This window comes from Planctopirus hydrillae, from assembly GCF_001707835.1.
Lineage (GTDB): Bacteria > Planctomycetota > Planctomycetia > Planctomycetales > Planctomycetaceae > Planctopirus > Planctopirus hydrillae.
This window is the reverse complement of sequence record NZ_LYDR01000154.1, coordinates 38794-54844: the sequence shown is the minus strand read 5'-3', so window position 1 is coordinate 54844 and position 16051 is coordinate 38794. Positions and strand designations below refer to the sequence as shown.

The window sequence follows — 16051 nt, the reverse complement described above, 5'->3', positions numbered from 1 at the left end:
TTGCACCAATTTTGTGACGTGATCGGCTTGCGATGTGCTCACCTGCGATTTCCGGAACCACGACGGCTTGGTTGCGAGTCAAGCAACCCCCGGTTAATCTACAGGGTTTGCAATGCCTGCAGCCAAGATGGGTGGGGAACAGTTTTTGATGCCCCAGCCCGTTTTCGCTGACCGATTGGAGAAGATTCTTTTGCGATAACATGTTGTCGCATAGAGAGTTAAGATCTTTGAATTGGGCGTATCGGCATTAGTTTTTTTGTCACACATTCAGCTAGTGGTTTTGCGACCGGAGTTTCTCTCATGTCTGCGGATTCAAAAGTTTCGGTGAAAAAGCGTCAGAAGCTCGGGACTGCAGAGACTCGTCGGCTGCGTCTTTCGGGTCTTGTACCCGGAATTGTTTACGGCCATCAGCAAGAGCCACAGCCAGTCGTTGTTGATGAAACTTTGATTCATCCTATCGTCGTCAGCGGTCATAAAGTTGTTGATCTCGACGTGGAAGGTGTGCTGGAAAAGGCCATCATCCGCGATGTGCAGGTCGATCCTTTTACCCGGCTGATTCAGCACATTGATTTCATGCGAGTTGACCCCAACGAGCGCGTGACAGTCGACGTGGCGATTGAGTTGAAGGGGACAGCACCTGGTATTCTTTCCGGTGGTATGCTCGAGCATCAATTGCACAGCATCAAGGTGGATTGCCTTGCTTACCAGATTCCTGACTCCATCGTCGTGAAGGTGAGTGATCTTCAGTTGGGCGGAGTTATCCATGTGAACGAACTGGAGATCCCTCCGGGTGTGCATGTGCAGACTCAGGGTGAATTGATTGTTGTGCATGTGGTGAAGGTAAGCACTCGCGAGCTGGATCTGGCCGCTCCGGGGGCTGCTGAGCCAGAAGTGATTGGTAAGAAGGCTGGCGAAGCTGAAGCCGATGCTGCACCAGCCAAGAAGAAGTAATTTTCGGGGCTTGATGGTTCCCGGATCAAAGACGAACTGTTGGCGATGACCCTCAGTTGGGGATGACCCTCAGTGCTGAAGCCTGCTTGAAAAAGCAGGCTTCATGGCTTTTGCCATCTGTGGTTGGGGGCGAGGTGGCGTCGGATCGGTGGCTCACTGACCGTGAGCTGGCGGGTGATCTGATGGCGCCTTTCTGTGATAGGAAATCGCTTTGTGTGCCATGCTCGCAGCCCGGGGCAAGCATGTCTTGGCAGCCGGCACTGCGGGGTTGTTCTCTGGGAATAGTAAAAGTAGGGTCTTCAAGGCGTTCTCTGAAGTAGATGTGGCATGAAATGCATTGTGGGGCTTGGAAATCCCGGCGGAAAGTATGTCGGCACAAGGCATAACATCGGCTGGGAGGTGACTGCCGAATTGTCCAGGCGAGGTGGAGGTCCTGCGGGAAAAAGCCGATTTGATGCGATCACTCGTGAAGTCGTGCTGAAGGGTGTTCCCGTGATTTTGCTGGAGCCGCAGACGTTTATGAATTTGAGCGGGCGATCCGTCGGTCAGATGGCGAAGTTCTATAAGATGTCACCCGCCGATTTTATGATTGTTTGTGATGATTTGAATTTGCCACTGGGTAAGCTGCGCGTTCGGGCGGGTGGTTCCTCCGGAGGACAGAAGGGACTGGCAGATATTCTGCAGGTTCTCGGGACGGATGCTGTGCCGCGTTTGCGTCTGGGAGTGGGCAGACCACCCGGAACGATGGATGCGGCTGCGTTTGTGTTGGCCCAGTTTCGGAAGGATGAGCGGATCGAGATGGATCTCGCAGTGGCGACAGCCGCCGATGCTGCGGAGGTATGGCTCGCGGATGGCGTGGATTCCGCTATGAATCGATTCAATGTCAGTGCGGATCCGAAGTGATTCTCTGGTAACAGGTTGTAGTGTTTTTTCTAAGAAACCGTGAAGGCCTTGAGAGACAAAATCAATGGCCGGACGCGGTTAGGTTGCATTCTGACGCTCAGGCGATAAAACTGTATGTTCACGCAAGGCGGCTCGAGATGAGTTCTGCCTTTTGTTTATTGGAGAAGAATTTTGTCCGAATACACTTATGAAGGCATGTTCCTTCTGGACAGCAATCGCTACGCCGCCGATCCCGAGGCAGCGACTGCCAGCGTCATGGGGATGCTGGATCGATGTGGCGCGACTGTTGTGGCACACCGTCCCTGGCAGGAAAACAAGTTGACCTATCCCATTAAGGGGCATCGCAAGGGGTTGTATTACCTTGCCTGCTTCAAGATGGATGGTAGCAAGGTCGACGAGTTGACCCGTTTGGGCAAACTCAACGAAACTGTCCTGCGTCAGATGGTGATTAACCATCCTCAGGTTGTCTTCGATGCCATGGTGGATGCGCTGTCGCATGACGGTGCCATTCACAGCCCTGAGCAGCGCCAGGATCCAATGGGTCTGCGTGATGACATGGGGCCACGCGGTGAGAAGCCCACCGATTTTGAATAATTTTACTGTTAGAGACCTGTGAGTTCACGGGTCAGTCAGCGATTGTTTGTCAGGACAATAAAGCCAGTCAGTCGTTTCCTATCGGATCTCGGGGTCGCCAATTATGGCCAGTTTCAACCGTGTCATTCTGATGGGTAACGTGACTCGCGATCCTCAGGTGAGATATACCACCGGTGGGATGGCGGTTACTGAGCTGGGGCTGGCAGTGAACAGGCAGTGGTACGATAAGGCGTCGAACCAGAAAAAAGAGGAAGTCACTTATGTTGACGTGACTCTCTGGGGCCGACAGGCTGAAGTTGCTGGTGAGTATCTGGCGAAGGGTCGACCTGTCTTCATTGAAGGTCGTCTGCAACTGGATACCTGGGACGATAAAGAGACCGGCCAGAAGCGATCCAAGATGCGAGTGGTGGGTGAAACTCTCCAGTTGCTGGGTTCTCGCGATGGCGGATCTTCTGGTGGGCGAGGAGAATCCTCGTCCCGCGGAGATTCCGGTTCTTTTGATGGTGGTCGGGGTGGTCGTGGTTCCTCACGGGATGGCGGGCAACCTGCACCTTCGGAATCGATGGGCAGTGATTACGGTGATTTTGGCGGTGGTGATGACGACGTGCCTTTCTAAGGCCACGTCTTGATCTTGTAAGGTTAACGTCGGTCAACTGATTCAGGTCAGTGAACTTAGTCGAGAAGTGAACTCAGACGAAAATTGAGATTAATATTTCGATGGTCGTGTCGAAGTGATTCCCAGTCATGGGCCTGTCTAAATCAGGGCAGGCTTTAAGGTTTACTGGGCCAGCTTGAACAGGCCAATCAAGTCAGTGAAAGAAGTGGCAGTCATGGGTCGTGCAAACGTTACCGCCTCCGGGATGTCCCGAGTTTCCCGTCAGGTTGAGCTTCTCCTGGTGGAATCAGTGGAATCATTGGGCGAGCAGGGCGAGATTGTTAAGGTTCGCCCTGGTTATGCTCGAAATTTTCTGCTTCCACAGGGGTTGGCAACTGTTGCGACTCCTGAAAACAAGCGAGCTGTTGAACGTCATAAGCAGAATCTGGCTGAACTCCAGGCCAAGCGTATGGCTGATCTGCAGAAGCTGGCTGAAGCCGTTGGCAAGTACAGCGTCACTCTGGAAGCCAATGCCAACGAAGATGGCCATCTGTTCGGTTCGATCCTGGGCCACGATATCAGCAAGTCGCTGAAATCGGCTGGTTATGCCATCGAAGCCGATCAGGTTCGTCTGGACGGGCCACTCAAAGAACTGGGTATGTACACAGTCAAGATTCATATTTACGGTGAAATCAAGACTGACGTTAAGGTTTGGGTGGTGCCAGCCGTTAAGAAGTAATGGCAACTCAGCTATTCAATTGATGCCGGACAAGTCCGATTTTACGGCATCACGAAATTAAGAACACCCAGGTTTTCCCTGGGTGTTTTGTTTGATATCGGGGAAGATCAGCGGCAATCTGCTGGTAAATGGTTGTTACGAGGTCGATCCGAGATCGAATGGTCAAGGGAGTGCCATGGCCACTGAATTTTCGCGATCAGAGAAATCACGAGTCAAACCGACGGCTTCAGATTTTGCTGGTCATGTGCCGCCGCAGAACCTGATCGCTGAGAAGAGTGTCCTCGGAAGTATTCTGCTTCAGAGTCGAGCCTTTGACGAAGTGGCCGACTTCCTGCTGGCGGATCATTTCTATCATCACGGCCATCAACTGATCTATGCGGCTATCAAGGCAATTGTTGAAGATAACAAGCAGCCTGTTGATCCAGTGACGGTCGCCGAGCATCTGGATCAGAAGTCGCAGTTAGAAGATGTGGGTGGCATTGAGTACCTGATGGAGGTGCTCGAGACAGTTCCGCACGCTGCGAACGTGAAAGGTTATGCGGAGATTGTGCGCGATCGCTGGATTCAGCGATCATTGACCGACGCCTGCACCGAAGTGTTGCGGGATTGTTACTCGGGTTCGGATGATACCTCGGAGGTGCTTTCACGGGCTGAGCAGAAAATCTTCGGCATTCTGCAGGAGCAGGAACGCAGTTCGCAGATCGACATGAACACGATCATGATGCAGACGTTGCATCGGATTAACGCGAGGTTTGATCGCGAAGGTGTGATCAGCGGTCTTTCGACGGGTTTTCTGGATCTGGATCGCCAGACGAACGGGTTTCAGGCGGCAGAGCTGATCATTCTCGCAGCCCGTCCCAGTATGGGTAAGACCGCACTGGTTTGTAATCTGGCGGAAGCGGTCGCCACCAATGGTAACACCGTGCTGGTTTTCAGTCTGGAACAGTCGAAGCTCGAACTGGCGGAGCGATTTCTGTGTATCAGGGCTCGGCTGGATGGTCATCGATTGCGTAAAGGGGATCTGGATCAGGCCGAGAAACATGCCTTGATGACGGCTTCTTCGGAATTGAGCCGGGTGCCACTGTTTATTGATGATGCTCCCGGACGGACAGTGGGACAGATCAGTGCGATTGCCCGCAGGCTCAAACGGAAGAATCAGTTGGGTCTGATTATCATCGACTACCTGCAACTGATTGAACCGGAAGATAAGCGGGCACCACGCGAACAGCAAATCGCGCAGATTACCCGGCGATTAAAAGGAATCGCTAAGGAAAATGAGATTCCAGTGATTGCGCTGTCACAGCTCAACCGGGGAGTGGAACTTCGAGAAGATAAACGTCCGAAAATGGCTGACTTGCGAGAGAGCGGTGCCATTGAGCAGGATGCAGATATCGTCATGTTTCTCCATCGCCCCGATGCTTATAACCCGGAAGATCAACCAGGGTTGGCCGAAGTGATTGTGGCCAAACACCGCAGCGGGCCGACCGGGATTGTGCGGCTGACATGGCGCAGGGAATTCATGCGTTTCGAAGACTACAGTGCCATGGATGCCCCGGATATTGCGTTTTCTGAGTAGGTGGGAGTCGATATGCCTCTCGAAGCGGATGCGGTTCGATTTCTCGATCAGCTCAATGCTCTCCATCTGCCACCTGTGAGCGAGCTGGGTGCTGTGGCGATCCGTAAAGCTCAATGGGAAGAAGCAGCGGCTGCAGCGTTTGCGACGGATGATCGTTTTGAGATGATTGAGGATGTGTGCATCAATCGAGAAATGCAGCTCATTTCACGTGAGGTGGTGGGAGCTTCAGCAGTCAGACCGCTTGTGAGCGATGACAATCAGCTCACTTTACGCATCTATCGCCCACAAGGGGCTTCCGGGCATCACTGTTTGTATTTTCATGGTGGTGGATGGGCGATAGGGAGTGTCGTTTATTTTGATTCGCTGGTGCGGCAATTGGCACTCGCCAGTGGAATGACCATGGTTTCTGTCGAGTATCGGCTCGCGCCGGAGTTTCCCTTTCCGGCGGCGACGATTGATGCCGCTCTGGCGGCCCGATGGGTGTGTTCGCAGCTTTTGCCGGGGCAGAAGTATGCTGTGGCTGGTGACAGTGCCGGTGCAAACCTGGCGACTGTGCTGTGCCAGATGTTGCGTGATCGTGGGGAGCATCTGCCAGCGGCTCAAGTTCTGTTTTATCCGGTGACCGATGCCAACTTTGAGAGCAGCAGTTATGAAGCCTGTCGGGCTGGGTATTTTCTCAGCCGGGAAGATATGAAATGGTTCTGGTCGCTCTACCAGCCCCAGGTTGCTGAGAGAAGTCATCCCTATACTTCACCGCTACAGGGAAATCTTCGAGGTTTGCCGCCAGCGCGAATCTGTGTCGCCGGTTATGATCCGCTCTATGATGAGGGAGCTCTGTATGCGGATAATTTGCAGGTCGCCGGGAATGACGTGGAGTTTGTGGAGTATCCGGGAATGATTCACGGGTTCGTCAAACGCTTTACGGAGTTTGCCTCAGGTCGGCAGGAGATCATCGCGGCGGGTGATTACCTGCGTCGCAAGGTTCAATGAGGGTCATGGGTTGCGACCTGGGCCCGAAATCAATCGGGAGTCAGGCGATTCCAGCGGTTGCTGAGTGAGAAGGCCTCTCTGGGTGCGGGGGCAAAATAGATTTGTGGTAATCGCATGATCGTCGTTCCAGCGATGACCACGATGGTGACGACGCTGACCTCTGTCACCACTTGAGTGATCCAGCCTGCGGGGAAATTCAAGCTGATGAAGCTGGTTGTCGAGCCCAGCGCTGTCACGAACGGCAGGCTGACGATCCATTGCCAGGGTTGATTCACCAGTGCTGAATGCCACCAGAGAAGACCGGCCATCAAGAGTGTGCAGGTAATCGTCTGCAGGCCCATACGGTTTGAATCAGAGAGTCCGTCGAGTAACAATCCCATGCAGGCTGCTGCCAGAAGTGGAGCCGAAGCGGGAAGCCCACAACGGCCCAAAAGTACCATGACACCTAAACCCAGCGCGGGAAGAATAAATCCTTGCGAGAGGTTTTGAGCCATAGGAAGTACGCTGGCCTGTTCGCCATGAGCGGGAGTCAGACTCATCAGGCAGGGAATCAGATAGGCCACACACAAGAGAGCCGCAAAGGATAGCAGTCGCTTCATGGCTGAACTCCCTGTGATGAGGGACTGTCATTCTCGAAACGGGATGAATTGGGACGCAGGCGCAGGATGCTGAGTCGTGCAGGAAATGGTGGCGATGGCGTGGAAGCAGTCGTCACCACGGATCTGGAAGTGACATGTGGATCTGACGTTGTGAATGCGGGATGGAGATACTCCGGTGTGACCTGAACTTCCCAGTAACGATCTTCTGCAGGTAAAGTGGCTTTGGTAATCGTTCCCAGAAAGAGTGGTTGATTCAGAAGACCATCGTCTTCCAGTGAATAGACTTCATCTCCGACACGCAGGCCAATGTTGTCAGAGATTTTCTCAAGACGACATGTCTGGGTGCCATCTCCTGCGAGAATTGTTTGTGTAAGAATGGTGGGCTTCTGTGAAACTGTCGAAGTTTCCGCCTGGCGCACCACCATGGCCCGGCAGCGAAATCGACCGTGAGTGACCGGTAGAAATGTACTCGTCCAATTCCCGACTCGCTCGACTTTTCCAACCACGACCAAACCGGCTGTCAGTACGAGATCGGCTGGGGCGATGTTGTGATCATGGCCAATATCCAGCAATGGTTCAGACGATTTCACGACCCATGCCGACTCTTCGATTCCCTGCCGGCTTCCCCGTGCGATGATGACGCCGGATTTCCAGTTTCTGGAAAGTTCGCTGCCCAGCAAAGTGGCTTCGATGAGATCTGCCACGAAGAGCCTTTTGCTGCTGGTGCGAAGTCGAGAAGAGTTCGATTTCTGTTCGAAATCGGGATGTTCAAAACTGACGGGAACAATCCGGGAAGACTCTGGGCTGATACTGGCCTCGGGAAGGAATGAATTGCTGGTGTGAGATTGTGTGAGCAGTAAGGCTGTGAGCCGGTGGTTTTTCTCGCGTTCGAGTTCAAGTTTCTGCCCAAGGATGGAAGCTGAGTTTTCGGATAATTCAGCAGTGCGCAGATCGTTAGAAGCCGAATGTTGAAACAAGCCTGTCATCTGGCGGGAGATGGGGGCTGCCAGATGAACTTGAAGTTTCCGCAGGATGAGACAGCCGGGAGCTACGACATCCCGAGCCGCTTTTTTCCAGGCACTGGTCATACCCGCGGGAAGTAATGGAACCAGTAGCGTCAGGATGACCAGCAGGGCCTGCGCAGTGCTGAACTGAAGGGGATTGAAGAGGCGTCGATCATTCAATCGCAATAGGCCTTGAAACGAGATTGCTGAGAGTCAGATTTTCGGGAGGCGTGGAGTCGTCAAGAGCAGCCCCAGTCGATTAACTGTCGTGAATGCTGAACAGGGACGATTGCCATTCGTTGAGATGTTCGCTGCAGATGGACAAACCGCGAACAACGGTTTGTTCGGGATCTTCAGCAATCAGAACGGGGATGGCCAGTTGTTCGCTGAAGAAGTCGTCTAATCCGGGAAGCAGGGCACTGCCACCAGCAAGCACCATTCCGGTATCGGCGAGGTCGGCGACAAGTTCTGGCTGACATTGTTCGAGGACCTGTCGAATCCCGGAGAGGATCTTCGCCAGTGGGGCCATGATGGCCTGGCGAACCTCACCTGTGGTCACCAGGACTTTACGCGGCACGCTGCTCATTGCATCGAGGCCGTTGACTTCGGTCGCTTTTTCACTGGTCTGGAGAGAGGCCGAGCCCACTTCGCGTTTGAGATGTTCTGCTGTCTGTCGGCCGATTTTCAGGCCAAAACGCTGCTTCATCCAATCGACAATCGCGTCGTCGAAGGCATCACCGGCAATACGAGTCGAGCAGGAAGCAACGGTCTCTCCCAGGCTGAAGATCGCGACTTCCGTAGTGCCAGCTCCAATATTGCAGACGAGGCTTGCCAAGGGTTCGGAAATCGGCATACCGGCACCAATGGCCGTGGCTTTGGCGGATTCAAGAAGATAGATCGAACCAGCACCAGCACGTTCGGCAGTTCCAAAGACAGCTCGACGTTCGACCGATGTGATCGATTGTGGAACCGAGACCAGGACGCGAGGTCGAAACCCGGGTGATTGCTTGGCTGCTTTTTGGACAAAGTGCCGCAGCATGGCTTCGCAGAGTTCGAAATCAGTGATGACACCATGACGAATGGGGCGAACTGCCGAGATCGAATCGGGCGTTCGGCCAAGCATTTGCCGGGCCAGTTTTCCCACGGCGGCACCGCGTCCGAGAATTTTTCGAGACCCGTTCTGAAGAGCGACGACTGTGGGTTCGTCGAGCACGATCCCTTGATTGAACAGGGCAATGCGTGTGTTCGCACTGCCGAGATCAATCGCGAGGTCGGGACTGAGCCACTGCCGTAACCTGTGGAGCATGATTCACTTTGCGAACGATATCAGAGGTTGACGGAAACCGATTGGCGCCCTGCGTGTATTAGCGCCTCGGAGAGCCTGCGAGCGGGGCATTCTGCAGAATGACAGGCTGCCAGGACTGAGCCTTGATCACATCGGTCGAGAATCGATCTTCAAAGGCCCGGACTCCTTTGAGGCCAACCGGCTTACCAATCTGATCCGCGAGTTGAATCATGAGTTCGTCGGAAGCTTCAACGTAGGCGAGGAGTTTGCCATCGGTCGTGGTAATTGCGAGTGGAGGAAAGTCGATAGGGCGTGGCTGAACTTTCTTGAGGACACCTGCTCCATCGAAATTGGGAATGGAAGTTCCCTGGGAGGCAGGCCTGGCTGTGGCTCGGATCGGGACTGAAGCCGTCATGTTCTGAGCATTTGCCGGGGTGATGGCACTGGTCGCTTGAGGACCTGTGGGTTGTGGGTTAGCAGGAACCTGATGATTCACGGGTTGAATGGCGCTGCCGGGAGGCACCATTGAATTTGCTGGTGCGGGGTAAGGAGAAGAGGCAGCCAATTGCCGGGGCGGTTGCTGTGCGATTGGCTGAGGGTAAGCATTTCCCGGTGGAGCATTACGGAGTGGCGGGGTGTTTGGAGCTTGTTGGAGTGCTGCCCGATTGACAGCCGCTTGTGCCTGAAGTGCCGCATCTTTCTCGCGTGCTTCACGGAAAATGCGATCGAAGTCCTGATAGTCGCTGTAGATCTTCTGATAACGAGACAGGCTGTGAATTCGCTGATCGACAACATACTGGAATGTTTCATCTGTCGTGTCGGCAGCGAGTTGCCGGTACTGCTGTTCGATTCTGGTGAGATCCCAGCGATCCGGAGTTTGTGTCACCATTGTCCGGAGTTGCTGGTCGATCTGGCTGAGGTGTTCTCGACGAGTGCGGGGTGTGACTTCTGCTCGGGAAATTTCTGGAAGAGGGGCAGGTTCCTCAACGGAAGCGACAGGAAAAGCTGGTGGTGATGTGAGCTTCTCGCTGCTGGTGGAGGCCAGCGGCACAGAATCAACGGCCTCTGTCGATGACGTTTCACTCGATAATGGCGGAATTTCGAGTGAAAAGGGATTGGCGGAAGTGGATGCCGATGTCGAGGAAGTGCCCGTCATGTGGGAAGCACTCGCCGAGGTGCTGGATGAAGGGCCGGATGGACTTGCCTGTGATATCGGTCGATCGGTTTCGGGTCGCAGTGCGCGGGCAGTAATCCAGCGGTATTCGTGCGTCGGTGGAGAGATTTTGAAGTACCGCAGAGCACGATTGCCGGCAGGGAGCATGGCCTCGCCCAATATCTGGACGTTGTCACCAGTCGTCAGACGACGCTGGACGACTTGCCGGGAAAGATTCAGTTCGCTTCCTACATACACCAGAGCAGTGCGGGCCGAGACTTTTCCTGAGACAGGTTGAGCTTCATTGAGACGAGCGGCATCGGCGGGATCCAGTTCGATATCTTCAGCGGCAATCCAACTGAAGCTGCCCGGAGGTGGAGCAATCATGACCCAGCCACCGGGATCGTGTCGATGGACGGTCACTTGAGAACCGCGGGGAAGATCGCTGGTGACGTCGTACCGAGGGCCGGGGCCACTGCGCACGGGTTCGGCATCGACATCGATGGTGGCGATGTAAGGGAATGTTCTGTCGGCGGCTATGCCCTGTGATGCAGCACACAGGGAGAGAGTCGCGATCAGAAAAGTCAGACGAAGGAAACGGAAAGGCCTAATTCCGTTGCCTGATGAAACGCATGACGCTGCTGGTGAAGAATTCTGCATAGGGCATCCTGCCTCAAATGTCGAGTGGTCGACACGGAAACCGGCAGAAATGGCCGGTGACTTCAGGCGAGGTGTAGCGAAAGTGGCGTGTTGCCTCAAGATGAATGGTGTTTGGCCGTCACCAAAAAGACTTGCGGATGTTCCGGAAACAACGCTTTGAATCAAAAATCGCTTCAAAGCGATAAATGCAGGAAAGCTGTGAATGTAGGAACGATGGCGAAAGTCAGTTGGCCTGACGACGGTAGAGGATGAGTGAGCGAATGGTGATGACGTGGGTGCAGTCTTTATGTGCCGCCATTTCCTGATGAATGAGCGTCTGCCGACGTAAACCACGTTTGCCCTGGATGCCAGTCCAGGCGATCCAGCCGGACGGGGCGACATGCGGCACAAATTTATGCAGCAATGTCATCAATTCATGACTGCTCCGCGATGAGTGAACGGAGAGCATCGAAATGGGATCGCGAAAGCTGGTGCAGGCTTCCAGTGGGTGAATGTTCTGCAGCCTTAATCGATCAAGAATTCTGGAGACAGGGATTGGTGAAGGGGAAGATAACGAGTTGCTGAGTGGTGCAACGACAGGCGAATAGACATCACTGAAAGTCTGATCGACAATGGATTGCAGGTGTGCGGATTCGGCCTGACGGGCAAAGACCTGCCAGACACGATCGATTTCCTCTCCAATCGAAACGACGGTAAGGGGTGAGGGATGTCTCATGGCGCCCATGGCCATCCAGGCAGCCGAGTATGTCCCCTGAGAGCCGATATCAACGAGACAACCTGTTGGTGGTGCCTGGGCAGCGAGCCAGGCCATCATGCGGTCGATGGTGCGATGTCCTGTTCCACAGATACTGCTCAGAATGGCCTGATCCTGAGGGGGAAACCACTGGGCAAGATCGTAAGCAGCCCGGCTTTCCCATTCGTAAGCACCGGAGAACCAGCGACTGGCAGAGCGGAAGAACCGGCTGGGAGATCGCCACAAGTTACCAAGGAAACGAGAATAAATTGGAACTGTGGAATTGTGATGGGTCGAAATCGCCTGAGCGGAGTTTGCGGCAGTCATGTGCCAATCCTGCTGGTCGAGCTTCTGTCTGAGTCTGTCTGCAGGAATTCCATCCTGATGACGAGATGAGACCAAGGTTTGCTTGCCGGGGCAGGTGTGTAAACCAAAAGGGTTTTTCCGTCCAGTCGAAGGTAGAGAGGATTTGATCGCTGAAAAGAAAAAACCCCGATCAGGTGGATCGGGGTGGAGCATTATCAGAAATTCTGTTTGATCGGGACATCGGCCGAATCCGGGATGCCAGACTGGTCTGCCATCCGGAGGGTTGGTATCAGCCGATGGGTGGGCCGAGAGGTTCTTTCTTTTCAGTGATGGGAGGGCACTGTTCCGACATTTCGGCGTTGAGCTTCAAATAGTCGGCCCATTGAGCGGGAAGATTGTCTTCGTGGAAAATGGCCTGCGGGGGGCACTCGGGGACACAGGCTTCGCAGTCGATGCACTCTTCGGGGTGAATGAAGAGCATCGATTCGCCCTCTTTGAAACATTCGACGGGGCAAACAACAACACAATCGGTGTATTTGCAGTTGAAGCAGGGTTCCGCCACAACGTGAGTCATAAGATCCCTTTGCAATTAAGCGGAAAGAGTCAATTCATTCCGCGAAGAGAGTAGTTACCGGGAAAATGATTACCGGAGAGTGTGAGTCTCGCATAACTTATCTGCTGACAACACATTGCAGAGTTATTCAGGTTGTCAGACGATGTTAGTTGCCACCCAAATAATCGTCAAGGACGTCCCGGTCGGGTGAAAGAAATCATCCCCCGAAGCTGAGATGTTTTTCCATCAGACAAAGAGACGGGTTTTTGGGTTCGATATGTTCGCATGAACATATTTCTTGCCAGAGTTGGGTCATTGCCATATAACTTTGGATAGAGGCGAGTGAATCTGTCGAAAAGATTTACTGACAGATTGATCTGCCTCGGCTGGTAATTCGTATCAGAAACAAGTCGACAGGCAGGCGGGAATTGCCGATCTGACTAAATGTTCACGCGGTGGTTGGGCCACTGGTGAGCCGTCTTTGAGGCTCTGGAACAATTCTGAATTCTGTTGGTGACAGGTATGTGACCAATTCATGAGGGGATGGAACCAGTGAGCGAGTCGCAGACGAAGAGTGTACTGGCAGCTTAAGTAAAGATAGCAGTCACTTTTTGTGATTGGCAGGGCAGAATCGTGGCACTTACGGACACTGATCGAGATCTGATCAATCGCTGCCTCCGCCGGGAAGCCGGTGCGTGGAGGGAGTTTGTTGACCGGTTTTTGCCGTTGTTTGCCCATGTGATTCATCATTCGGCCGAGGCGCGAAGCATTCCGCTGCAAAACTCTGATGTGGAGGATCTCTGCTCAGATGTGCTGATCGCGATCACAGAAAATGATTTTGCTGTGCTGAAGCGGTTTCGAGGGAAGGCTTCTCTTGCAGCGTATCTGGTTGTGGTGGCTCGCCGGGTTGTGGTGCGTGAAATGATCAAACGGCGGATGTCTGAGGCTTTCGGGCACGTGCGTTCGAATCATGTGAACTCCGGGCAGGGTAGCGATGTCATCGAGCCGGTGGCACCAACCGAAGTACGACGGATCGAGCACCAGGAAGTCATTGAGAAGATCCTGAGTGGACTGCCGGCCCGGGATGCCGAAGTGGTGCGTAAGTACCACATGGAGGGAAGCAGCTACCAGGAGATCAGCCGCCAGGTGGGGATTCCGCTGAACTCAATTGGGCCAATTCTTTCCCGTGCGCTGGAGCGGATGCGTCATCGAGTGGCCTCGACGTGATGGGAGCTGATTTCACAGTCGCTAATCGAATCCCGTTCAATGGGGCCAGGTTCTGAGCCAGGCCTGCAACATGAGCACTCCCCAGAGATGGTAATTCCAGACCGGTTGACCGTGGGTATGTGCGTGCCAGCGCTGCCTGATGAGAGGCGTGTTATAGAAACCGGTGGCGTTCAGACTTTGTTCCGAGAGCAGGTCTTCGGCCCAGTCGCGCAGGTCTTCGCAAAGCCAGCGTTCCATAGGCACACCGAAACCCTTCTTGGGGCGTTCGAAGAGTTCTGCCGGGACATATTTGTTGAGAATTCGCTTGAGAGGGATCTTGCCACTATTGGCCTGACGCTTGAAGTCCAGTGGTAATGTCCACGCGAACTCGATGACGCGATGATCAATAAGCGGGGCCCGGGTTTCGAGTGCCACTGCCATACTGGTTCGATCGACTTTAGTGAGGATGTCGTCGGGCAGGTAGGTGCGAGAATCGAGATCCATCCAGCGCTCTTCGGCATGAGATGATGCCAGCCAGGTCTCCCGATTCATGAACTCGGTGCCGCTCCAGGGGATGCCGACGGTGCCGGGAGTCTGCTCAGTCCAATACTGCATGTGGGACAGGTAAAGATCATCGCTCTCAGCATGGGAGAATAAATGGCTGGCGTGGCTGAAGCGTTTCTGCCATCGAAGCGAAACCGATTTTGCCAAGGGGACCGCCCATTGGCAGAGTTTGGCAGCCATTAACCTGGCGGGACCAGGAATTCGCTGCAGCATGCTGGCAATCTGCTGGGTTTGGAAATAGCGGCGGTAACCACAAAAGAACTCATCGCCCCCATCGCCGGAAAGTGCCACGGTCACTGATTGTCTGGCAAGTTTTGAGACGAGGTAGGTCGGGATTTGTGATGAATCCGCAAATGGTTCGTCGAACATTTCCGGGAGCAGCGGGATGACATCCAGGGCTTCGCGGCCCGAGACAATATGCTCGACGTGATCAGTTTTCAGGTGCTGGGCGATCGCTTTGGCAAAGGGGGCTTCGTCGTAGGCTGGGTCTTCAAAACCTATGGAGAAAGTGCGGACAGGTTTGGATGACACTTTCTGCATCAAAGCGGTGACGAGGGATGAATCGATGCCGCCAGAGAGAAAAGAACCAAGGGGAACATCGGCAATCATACGCAGCGAGATTGCGTTTTCGAGCAGTTGATCGAGTTGCTGGAGGGCTTCATCGAAGGTTCCCTGGAAGGGATTGGCCAGACCTTTGGCAGAGGCGTCTTTGCGCATGCTCCAATAAGTCTGCGGTCCTGTGGACTGGCCCTGGGCATTGATGGTCAGAATGGTTCCCGGCTGGAGTTTCCAGATGTGTTCGTAGATGGAATAGGGGCCGGGGATGTAGTTATGCCTCAGGTAGAGAGGAATCGCATGACGATTCAACCTTGGTTCAAAGCGGGGGTGAGGGTGCAGGGCTTTGAGTTCGGATGCAAAAAACCATGTTTGGCCAATGCAGCCGTAGTAGAGAGGCTTTTTTCCCAGTCGATCACGGACGAGAGTGAGTTCTCGCTCGCGATGGTTCCACGCGGCGATGGCAAACATGCCGACGCATTTTTCGATGGTGGGGCGAACCCCCCAGATGTTGAATCCTTCGACGAGCACTTCGGTGTCGGAATGGCCTTTGAAGGTGACACCGAGTGAGGCCAGTTCCTGGCGGAGTGTGTGAAAGTTATAGATTTCTCCGTTGAAGACGATTGTCCATTCGCCATTGGCAGAATCCATTGGTTGGTGGCCAAGTGGTGAGAGATCGACAATCGCCAGTCGAGTCTGACCGAGTGCAACGCCAGATGGCCCATCGATCCAGCAGCCGGAGTCATCAGGGCCACGATGCTCGAGGCGGTTGGTCATCTGGCGGAGCACATGCTCTGCCTCATGGAGTGGCATCGGGGCCTGAGGAGAGTAAAAACCAACGACACCACACATACCAACTCCGAACTCGAAGAAGATCCACCGGGAGATTCTCTGGATTCTGTCGTCACAGTTCTACTCAAGTTCTGCCGAACTTGAGTAGCTCAATGGTGCATGGGTCTGGAATTTCCTCGGGGATCATGCGGATGGGCGGACGAATTCCTGCTCAATTTATGGATTCGTCTGCAAGGAACATGTGGGCCACTCGGAAAATCAGCGTCGTTTTGACCGGAATCAAGAACTCAGGA

General features: G+C 54.0%; 15 protein-coding genes. 8 read left to right on the top strand and 7 right to left on the bottom strand.

What is annotated here, in order from left to right; all coding sequences use genetic code 11:
• The first annotated feature begins 300 nt into the window (after window positions 1-300).
• The 7 genes from A6X21_RS21260 (at window position 301) to A6X21_RS21230 (ending at window position 6348) form a co-directional block, all read left to right on the top strand.
• The gene (locus tag A6X21_RS21260) at window positions 301-951 is read left to right on the top strand and encodes a 50S ribosomal protein L25 (protein ID WP_013110884.1); all 651 of its coding nucleotides are present in this window, start codon (window positions 301-303) and stop codon (window positions 949-951) included.
• 327 nt (window positions 952-1278) lie between these two features.
• Window positions 1279-1854: an aminoacyl-tRNA hydrolase gene (pth, locus tag A6X21_RS21255; protein WP_068852484.1), complete on the top strand. Its 576-nt coding sequence runs from the start codon at window positions 1279-1281 to the stop codon at window positions 1852-1854.
• A 171-nt stretch (window positions 1855-2025) separates the two neighbouring features.
• A complete protein-coding gene (rpsF, locus tag A6X21_RS21250; protein ID WP_068852481.1) occupies window positions 2026-2448 on the top strand; it encodes a 30S ribosomal protein S6 in 423 nt (140 codons plus the stop codon).
• Window positions 2449-2551: 103 nt separating this feature from the next.
• On the top strand, window positions 2552-3064 hold the full coding sequence (locus A6X21_RS21245; protein WP_068852477.1) for a single-stranded DNA-binding protein: 513 nt from the start codon (window positions 2552-2554) through the stop codon (window positions 3062-3064).
• A 214-nt stretch (window positions 3065-3278) separates the two neighbouring features.
• Window positions 3279-3782: a 50S ribosomal protein L9 gene (gene rplI, locus A6X21_RS21240; protein WP_013110880.1), complete on the top strand. Its 504-nt coding sequence runs from the start codon at window positions 3279-3281 to the stop codon at window positions 3780-3782.
• A gap of 175 nt (window positions 3783-3957) precedes the next feature.
• Window positions 3958-5358 carry a replicative DNA helicase gene (gene dnaB / locus A6X21_RS21235; RefSeq protein WP_052301689.1) on the top strand — a complete coding sequence of 467 codons (1401 nt, stop codon included), beginning with the start codon at window positions 3958-3960 and terminating at the stop codon, window positions 5356-5358.
• Window positions 5359-5370: 12 nt separating this feature from the next.
• Window positions 5371-6348 carry an alpha/beta hydrolase gene (locus tag A6X21_RS21230; protein WP_068852474.1) on the top strand — a complete coding sequence of 326 codons (978 nt, stop codon included), beginning with the start codon at window positions 5371-5373 and terminating at the stop codon, window positions 6346-6348.
• A 29-nt stretch (window positions 6349-6377) separates the two neighbouring features.
• Here A6X21_RS21230 and A6X21_RS21225 read toward each other — a convergent pair whose 3' ends face one another.
• The 6 genes from A6X21_RS21225 to A6X21_RS21200 all read right to left on the bottom strand — a co-directional run bounded on the left by A6X21_RS21225 (window position 6378) and on the right by A6X21_RS21200 (window position 12662).
• Window positions 6378-6947 carry a hypothetical protein gene (locus tag A6X21_RS21225; RefSeq protein WP_068852471.1) on the bottom strand — a complete coding sequence of 190 codons (570 nt, stop codon included), beginning with the start codon at window positions 6945-6947 and terminating at the stop codon, window positions 6378-6380.
• Window positions 6944-8131 (bottom strand): rod shape-determining protein MreC, encoded by a 1188-nt coding sequence (locus A6X21_RS21220; RefSeq protein ID WP_131818479.1) that lies wholly within the window; start codon window positions 8129-8131, stop codon window positions 6944-6946. Before A6X21_RS21220 ends, A6X21_RS21225 begins: the two co-directional genes overlap by 4 nt.
• 79 nt (window positions 8132-8210) lie before the next feature.
• A complete protein-coding gene (locus A6X21_RS21215) occupies window positions 8211-9257 on the bottom strand; it encodes a rod shape-determining protein (protein ID WP_068852465.1) in 1047 nt (348 codons plus the stop codon).
• Between the two features lie 58 nt (window positions 9258-9315).
• On the bottom strand, window positions 9316-11049 hold the full coding sequence (locus A6X21_RS21210) for an SH3 domain-containing protein (protein WP_068852462.1): 1734 nt from the start codon (window positions 11047-11049) through the stop codon (window positions 9316-9318).
• Window positions 11050-11272: 223 nt separating this feature from the next.
• On the bottom strand, window positions 11273-12109 hold the full coding sequence (locus A6X21_RS21205) for a hypothetical protein (RefSeq protein ID WP_131818478.1): 837 nt from the start codon (window positions 12107-12109) through the stop codon (window positions 11273-11275).
• Between the two features lie 268 nt (window positions 12110-12377).
• The gene (locus A6X21_RS21200) at window positions 12378-12662 is read right to left on the bottom strand and encodes a ferredoxin family protein (protein WP_013110872.1); all 285 of its coding nucleotides are present in this window, start codon (window positions 12660-12662) and stop codon (window positions 12378-12380) included.
• 612 nt (window positions 12663-13274) lie between these two features.
• On the opposite strand from A6X21_RS21200, the gene A6X21_RS21195 reads away from it, so the two are divergent.
• A complete protein-coding gene (locus A6X21_RS21195) occupies window positions 13275-13868 on the top strand; it encodes an RNA polymerase sigma factor (protein ID WP_068852456.1) in 594 nt (197 codons plus the stop codon).
• A gap of 36 nt (window positions 13869-13904) precedes the next feature.
• Here the strand turns inward: A6X21_RS21195 and asnB are convergent, their stop codons facing one another.
• On the bottom strand, window positions 13905-15818 hold the full coding sequence (gene asnB / locus A6X21_RS21190; RefSeq protein WP_068852453.1) for an asparagine synthase (glutamine-hydrolyzing): 1914 nt from the start codon (window positions 15816-15818) through the stop codon (window positions 13905-13907).
• Window positions 15819-16051: the final 233 nt, after the last annotated feature.